Raw genomic sequence first — 6,414 nt, forward strand, 5'->3', positions numbered from 1 at the left:
GGCTCTACCGGTAAAGCCCCTGCCGAGCATGGCTCGGCACTACGCTCAGCTCCCTCCCTTTCGCGCAGCGAAGGGGAGGGTTGGGGAGGGGTAGGGCTTTGCATTGACGAATACACCTCCGGTTTCGCGGCTGACGGCGCTCCCACAACACAGCCCGCATGTAGTGTCGAGCATGGCCAGGCACTACATTGTTCCGGCGTGCTCTAATCGCGCACCTGTTGCTGAAGGATGTCGTCGTTGTCTACTTCTGCTTTCCAGCCTGTGGCGGCCAATGAGCGTATTGCCAGCCTGGACGTGCTGCGCGGTTTTGCCCTGTTCGGCATCCTGTTGATGAACATGGAAGCCTTCAGTGGCCCGTTGGACATGTCGTTCACCGGCATTGACCCACATTGGCTGGGGCGGGACTACTGGGCCGATGCCTTCGTCTACATCTTCGTGCAGGGCAAGTTCTTCACCTTGTTCTCGCTGTTGTTCGGTGCCGGTTTCGCGGTAATGGCGCAGCGGGCGGCTGTCGCCGGGCGCGACTTCACCCGCTTCTATCTGCGCCGCAGCCTGGGCTTGCTGCTCATCGGTGTGCTGCATGCGCTGCTGCTGTGGTCCGGTGACATTCTGGTCGCCTACGCGCTGTTGTCGTTTGCCTTGCTGGCATTCCGCGAAGCTCCGCGCAGTTGGTTGCCGGCATTGGGAACAGTGGCCTATCTGGGAGCAGCTGTACTGATGTTGTTATTGGGCGCCTTGATGCAATTTGCGCCGGCTGATGCGGCCGCTGCACAGGCGGAAGCAGCAAGGGCTGCAATCGAGGCGCAGCGCCAGGCTTACGGGCAGGGCAGCTACCTGCAGGCAATTGCACAGCGGTTGCAGGACGTGGGTGCCTCGCTGGGTGCGCTGCTGCTGGTCGGCCCGCAGGTGCTGGGCATGTTCCTGATTGGCGCATGGTTCGCGCGCAGTGGTGCCATTGCCGAACCCGGACGCTATCCGCGGTTGTGGGCAGGCTTGCGCTGGTTGCTGCTGCCGCTCGGTCTGGCGGTGATGTGGCTGAGTGTATGGGTGCTGCCGTACAACGCTCCTGGGCAGTTCACCATGCGCAGTGCAGGTGCTTATGCGCTGACTGCTGTTGCGGGCTTGCTGATGTGTCTGGGCTATCTGGCATGGGGCGTGCGCTGGAGTCGCCATCTGCAATGGCTGGCGCCCGCCGGTCGCATGGCCTTGAGCAACTACCTCGGCCAGTCGCTGGTCTGCACCTTGGTGTTCTACGGCTATGGCCTGGGCTGGTTCGAGCAGATGGGGCGTGCATCGCAGCTGCTGTTTGCCGTGGGGCTGTTCGCCACGCAGGTGATGCTCAGCCAGCTATGGCTGCAGCGTTTCCAGTACGGGCCGGTGGAATGGCTGTGGCGGGCGTTCACTTACTTGCAATTGCCACCACTGCGGCGCTGACGCGATCGCGGCAATAAAATAGCCGGGTGAACTCCCCCAAAGACGACGTCTTGATTGTTGGCGCCGGTGTGACTGGCCTGGCCACCGCGTTGGCGCTCTCCGAAACAGGACGGCAGGTGCGGGTGATTGACGCTGGCACGTTGGGCGGTGCTACCTCGCACGGTAACTGCGGCACGATCACTCCCAGCCATGCACCACCGCTGGCCGCACCTGGTGTGCCATTGCGCGCTCTGCGTTGGATGCTGTCGCCGCAGGCGCCGCTGTATATCCCACCGCGTCTTGATCCAGCCCTTTGGCGCTGGCTGCTGAAGTTCGCTGCGCGCTGCAATCGACAGGACTGGTTGCACAGCGCGCAAGGGCGTGCCGCATTGTTGAACGACTCCCGGCAACGTCTGGCAGATTGGGTGCAGTGCTACCAGTTGGATTGTGAGTTCGCCGAGAAGGGCTTGGACTATGTGTTCCGCCAGCAACGCAATTTCGACGCCCACGCGGCCGAATGCGGCGCTTTGGCTGAGCTTGGCATCGCCACCGAGATCATCGATGGCAGCGATTTCGTTCGTACTGAGCCCGCCTTCAAGGATGGCGTGGTGGGGGCGATCCGTTTCCCGGGTGATGCCAGTCTGCGCCCGGATCGCTACACCACCGAGCTGGGACGGGTACTGCGTGCGCGTGGCGTGCTGATTGACGAGCACTGCTTGGTGCAGTCATTCGAGCCGCGCGAGCGGGGCGTGCGTGTGCAGACCAATCGAGGTACGCGCGATACCGGTGAACTCGTGCTGGCGACGGGTGCATGGTCGCCACGGCTGGCTGCCAGGTTAGGGGTGCGCGTCCCTATCCAGGCAGGCAAGGGCTACTCCATCACGGGCAGCCGCCCGATGCAGGTGCCGAGCCGGCCGGTGGTGCTGAAGGATCGTTCGGTCTTCGTCATTGCCTGGGCTGAACAGATGCGCCTGGGCGGCACGATGGAATTTTCCGGGCAGGATCGGCATTTGAATGCAACCCGTCTGCAGGCGCTCGAGCAGGCCGCGCGGCAGTATCTGCGGCAGCCAATCGGCGAGGTCATCCATGAGCGCTGGTATGGCTGGCGGCCGATGACCTGGGATGATATGCCGATATTGGGGCGCTCACCCTTGCACGCTCACGTCTGGCTAGCGGCGGGTCATGGCATGCTCGGCATCAGCATGAGCAGTGGGAGCGGACAACTGATGGCTGATTTGATAACCGGGCAAGCGCCTGCAATCGATCCTGCGCCGTATTGCGTGGAGCGTTTCCAGTGAGCGCGCGGAATTACGATGTGGTGGTACTGGGGGGTGGCTCGGGCGGCCTGGCTGCCGCATTCCGCGCAGCATCCTACGGCGCCAAGGTGGCGATGCTGGAGCCTGCGCCGTTGGGTGGCACCTGCGTCAATGTAGGTTGCGTGCCGAAAAAGGCGATGTGGCTGGCTGCGGACCTGTCCGAGCGCATTGGACTGGCACGGCGGATCGGTTTCGATGTGCCTGCCGAACCGGCGTTGACGTGGTCGACCCTGTTGGATCGACGCCAGCAGTACATCGCCAATATCCATGCCAGCTATCAGAAGCGGCTGGACGAAACCGGGGTTGTGCGGATCAGCAATCGTGGGCACCTGATCGACCCGCACACGGTGCAATGTGAGGACGGCACCCAGTTCCGCGCCGAGCACATCGTCATCGCTACCGGCGCGCATCCGCTCAAGCCGGAATTGCCAGGGGCGGAACTGGGCGGTGTTTCGGATGATTTCTTCGCCTTGCAGGCGCGCCCTGATCGCGTTGCACTGGTGGGCGGCGGCTACATCGCGGTGGAACTGGCCGGGGTACTGCGCGCCTTGGGTAGCGAGGTTGCCTTGCTGGTGCGCGGGCAGCGATTGCTGGGGAAGTTTGACGCGGAAGTGTCGGACCAGCTGGCGGAGAACCTGCGACTGCAGGGTGTGGAGCTGCACTTCGGCTGCAAGGTGGAGGCACTGCAGCGGCAGCAGCAACAGATCCGCGCGCAGTTGCACAACGGTCCGGAACAGGCTGTATTCGATACGGTGCTTTTCGCCACCGGCCGTGGCCCGAACACAACGGGGCTTGGCTTGGAGCAGGCTGGCGTGAAGCTGGGCGAGAAGGGCCAGGTCGAGGTGGATGACTACCAGAACACCTCGGTGCCTGGCATCTATGCGGTTGGTGACGTTACTGGCCGGGTGACGCTGACGCCGGTTGCGATTGCAGCTGCGCGCAGGCTGATGGATCGCGTGCTGGGCGGGCATCCGGAGGCCAGGCTCGACTACGAGAATGTTCCCAGTGTTGTGTTCGCGCATCCGCCGCTGGGCAGCGTCGGCCTGAGCGAGGAAGAGGCGAGCAGGCGTTTTGGCAAGGTGAGCACGTATTACAGCCGCTTCCGACCGATGCTGCAGGCGCTGGGGCAGGGTGAGGTGCGCAGTCTGTTCAAGATGGTTTGTGCTGGTGAGGACGAGAAGGTGGTTGGCATCCATCTGCTGGGCGAGGGTGCCGACGAAATCCTGCAGGGGTTTGCGGTGGCGGTGAAGGCTGGCGTGACGCGCAGGCAGATGGAAGAGACGGTGGCCATCCATCCGACCTCGGCTGAGGAAGTTGTTCTGATGCGCTGAGGGTGGTGGGCAGCAACAGCAACAAAGCCCCCCTCCTCAATCCTCCCCTGCGCTGCGCGCAAGGGAGGAGGCTGATCCTGCAGTTGCGGGCAATGCTTCTGAGGTTGCTCCCTCCCTTTGCCGTAGGCAAGGGGGTGAAGAAGGCCTGCTTGCGCGCCACTGGCGCGCGGCCTGATGAACGACCGAAGGCCATGCCTTCGGGCCGGGCGGGTTGGGGAGGGGTGTAGTTGATCTTGCTTCTTCTCGGTAATGGCCTTGGTCCTACCCGCCAGCCCGTACAAATCCCTTAGCGCCCATAATAGAAAGCCATCTCCCCCGGATGCCGTAACAGCGTGACTGCTCCAAGCCAGCGTGAGGCCACAATGGCCGCGCCAACACTACCCACCAGCTCGCGCCGCTTGTTGATCAGCGGCCTGCTGTTGGCTGCCACCGGCGCCATTGCCGCGTCCGGCAAGGCGGTGATCGTCAAGCTCGCCTACCGACACGGCGCCGATGCCACTGCCTTGTTGGCGCTGCGGATGATGGTCGCATTTCCATTCTTCATCGCGATGGGCATGTGGGCGGCACGGCGCGCGCAGCCGCTGTCGGTCGGTGATCGTTGGCGGGTGCTGCTGCTCGGCTTCAGTGGCTACTACCTGTCCAGCTATCTGGATTTCCTTGGCCTGCAATACATCAGCGCCACGCTGGAACGGCTGATCCTGTATCTCAGCCCCACGTTGGTGGTGTTGATTGCATTGGTGGTGCTCAAGCAACGGCCCACCCGCATCCAGGTGGCGGCCTTGCTGGTCAGCTATCTCGGCGTATTACTGGCTTTTGGCCATGACATCCAGCTCGAAGGCCGGCGTACCTTGATCGGCTCGGCCCTGGTGTTCGCCAGTGCGCTGAGCTATGCGGTGTATCTGTTCGGCAGTGGCCAGGCGGTGGTGCGGATTGGCGCGGTGCGTCTGACCGCTTACGCCAGCATGGTGGCCTGCGTGCTGTGCATCGGTCAGTACCTGCTGTTTCAACCCTGGGATGCGTTGTGGGCGTACGCGCCGCCGGTGTATTGGCTGTCTCTGCTCAACGGCACGGTCTGTACCGTCCTGCCGGTGTTGGCGATCATGATCGGGGTCAAGCGGATTGGTTCCTCGCTGGCCGCACAGGTGAGTATGCTGGGGCCGGTTTCCACGATTGTGCTCAGCGTATGGCTGCTCGACGAACCGATGGGCATTTGGCAAAGCGCCGGGACGGTGCTGGTGTTGCTGGGCGTGCTGCTGGTGGGCAGCGGCGTGGCGAAGAAGAAGCGATGAGCCCAGAGGCCAGTGTCGCCGCCGGGCATGCACGCATCCTTGAAGCGATTCGTGCCATTCCGCGTGGGCAGGTGCTGGGCTATGGCGAAGTGGCGGCCAAGGCCGGGCTGCCCGGTAGGGCAAGGCTGGTGGCGCGCCTGCTGGGAAGCAATGTGGATCCGGAGCTGCCCTGGCATCGGGTGCTGCGCTCGGACGGTCGCATCGCAATGCCGGAGGGCTCACGCGGTTGGCGCGAACAGAGCCAGCGGCTGCGGGCCGAAGGCGTGGTGGTGGAGAACGGCAGGGTGAAGCGGCCCAAACCGCCGCGCAGCCTGGACGAGGCGATCTGGGGCCCGGGCTAGCTGCTGCGGCTATGATGTAGCCAGTTTCCCCGGATGCCACCATGTTCCCGCGCCTACCCAAGATCACCCAGACGTTGCTGATCGCCAACGTCGTCCTGTTCCTGCTGCAGCAGCTTCCGCAGACGGCGGGCATCTTCACCCAGTTGATGCTGTGGCCGCTGGGTTCGCAGCAGGTCTTCAGCGATTCACCGGGATTCGAACCGTGGCAGCTGCTGAGCTACGGTTTCCTGCATGGCAGCTTCGGCCATCTGTTCTTCAACATGCTGGCGCTTTTCATGTTTGGTGCGCCGTTGGAGGCGACCTGGGGTGAGAAGCGCTTCCTGACGTACTACATGGTGTGCGTGGTCGGCGCCGGCCTGTGCCAGTTGCTGGTGGCTGCGTTTGCCGGGGAGTACAACCCGGTGCTGGGCGCCTCCGGCGGTGTGTTCGGCCTGCTGCTGGCCTACGGCATGTTGTTCCCGAACCAACGGGTGGTGCTGTTGTTCCCGCCGATCCCGATGAAGGCACGTACTTTCGTGATCGTGTTTGGTGCGATTGAGCTGCTGCTGGGCTTCACCGGCTGGCAGCCGGGCGTCGCCCATTTCGCGCATCTTGGCGGCATGTTGTTTGGCTGGTTGCTGATCCGTTACTGGCGCGGGCAGCCACCGTTCAACAAGCGCGGCCCGCATCTGCGTCGCGTCAAATAACAAGCAACTGTAGTGCCGAGCCATGCTCTGCAGGGGCT

Annotated in this window: 6 protein-coding genes; all 6 read left to right on the forward strand. The window is 63.4% G+C overall.

Annotation, left to right across the window (positions count from 1 at the left end; genetic code table 11):
* The first annotated feature begins 228 nt into the window (after positions 1-228).
* The 6 genes from ACVOMF_RS20255 to ACVOMF_RS20280 all read left to right on the forward strand — a co-directional run bounded on the left by ACVOMF_RS20255 (position 229) and on the right by ACVOMF_RS20280 (position 6,376).
* Complete coding sequence (locus tag ACVOMF_RS20255; RefSeq protein WP_481510867.1) at positions 229-1,434, forward strand: DUF418 domain-containing protein; 1,206 nt, start codon at positions 229-231, stop codon at positions 1,432-1,434.
* Positions 1,435-1,460: 26 nt separating this feature from the next.
* Complete coding sequence (locus ACVOMF_RS20260) at positions 1,461-2,711, forward strand: NAD(P)/FAD-dependent oxidoreductase (RefSeq protein ID WP_481510868.1); 1,251 nt, start codon at positions 1,461-1,463, stop codon at positions 2,709-2,711.
* Complete coding sequence (gorA, locus tag ACVOMF_RS20265) at positions 2,708-4,060, forward strand: glutathione-disulfide reductase (RefSeq protein WP_481510869.1); 1,353 nt, start codon at positions 2,708-2,710, stop codon at positions 4,058-4,060. The genes ACVOMF_RS20260 and gorA overlap by 4 nt, the downstream gene beginning before the upstream one ends.
* Positions 4,061-4,422: 362 nt before the next feature.
* Positions 4,423-5,349: a DMT family transporter gene (locus ACVOMF_RS20270; RefSeq protein ID WP_481510871.1), complete on the forward strand. Its 927-nt coding sequence runs from the start codon at positions 4,423-4,425 to the stop codon at positions 5,347-5,349.
* Entirely contained in the window at positions 5,244-5,690 is a 447-nt protein-coding gene (locus ACVOMF_RS20275) for an MGMT family protein (protein ID WP_481510870.1), read from the forward strand. Before ACVOMF_RS20270 ends, ACVOMF_RS20275 begins: the two co-directional genes overlap by 106 nt.
* Positions 5,691-5,731: 41 nt before the next feature.
* Entirely contained in the window at positions 5,732-6,376 is a 645-nt protein-coding gene (locus ACVOMF_RS20280) for a rhomboid family intramembrane serine protease (protein WP_282272667.1), read from the forward strand.
* The last annotated feature ends 38 nt before the right edge of the window (positions 6,377-6,414 follow it).

The organism is Stenotrophomonas sp. STEN022 (genome assembly GCF_056760155.1).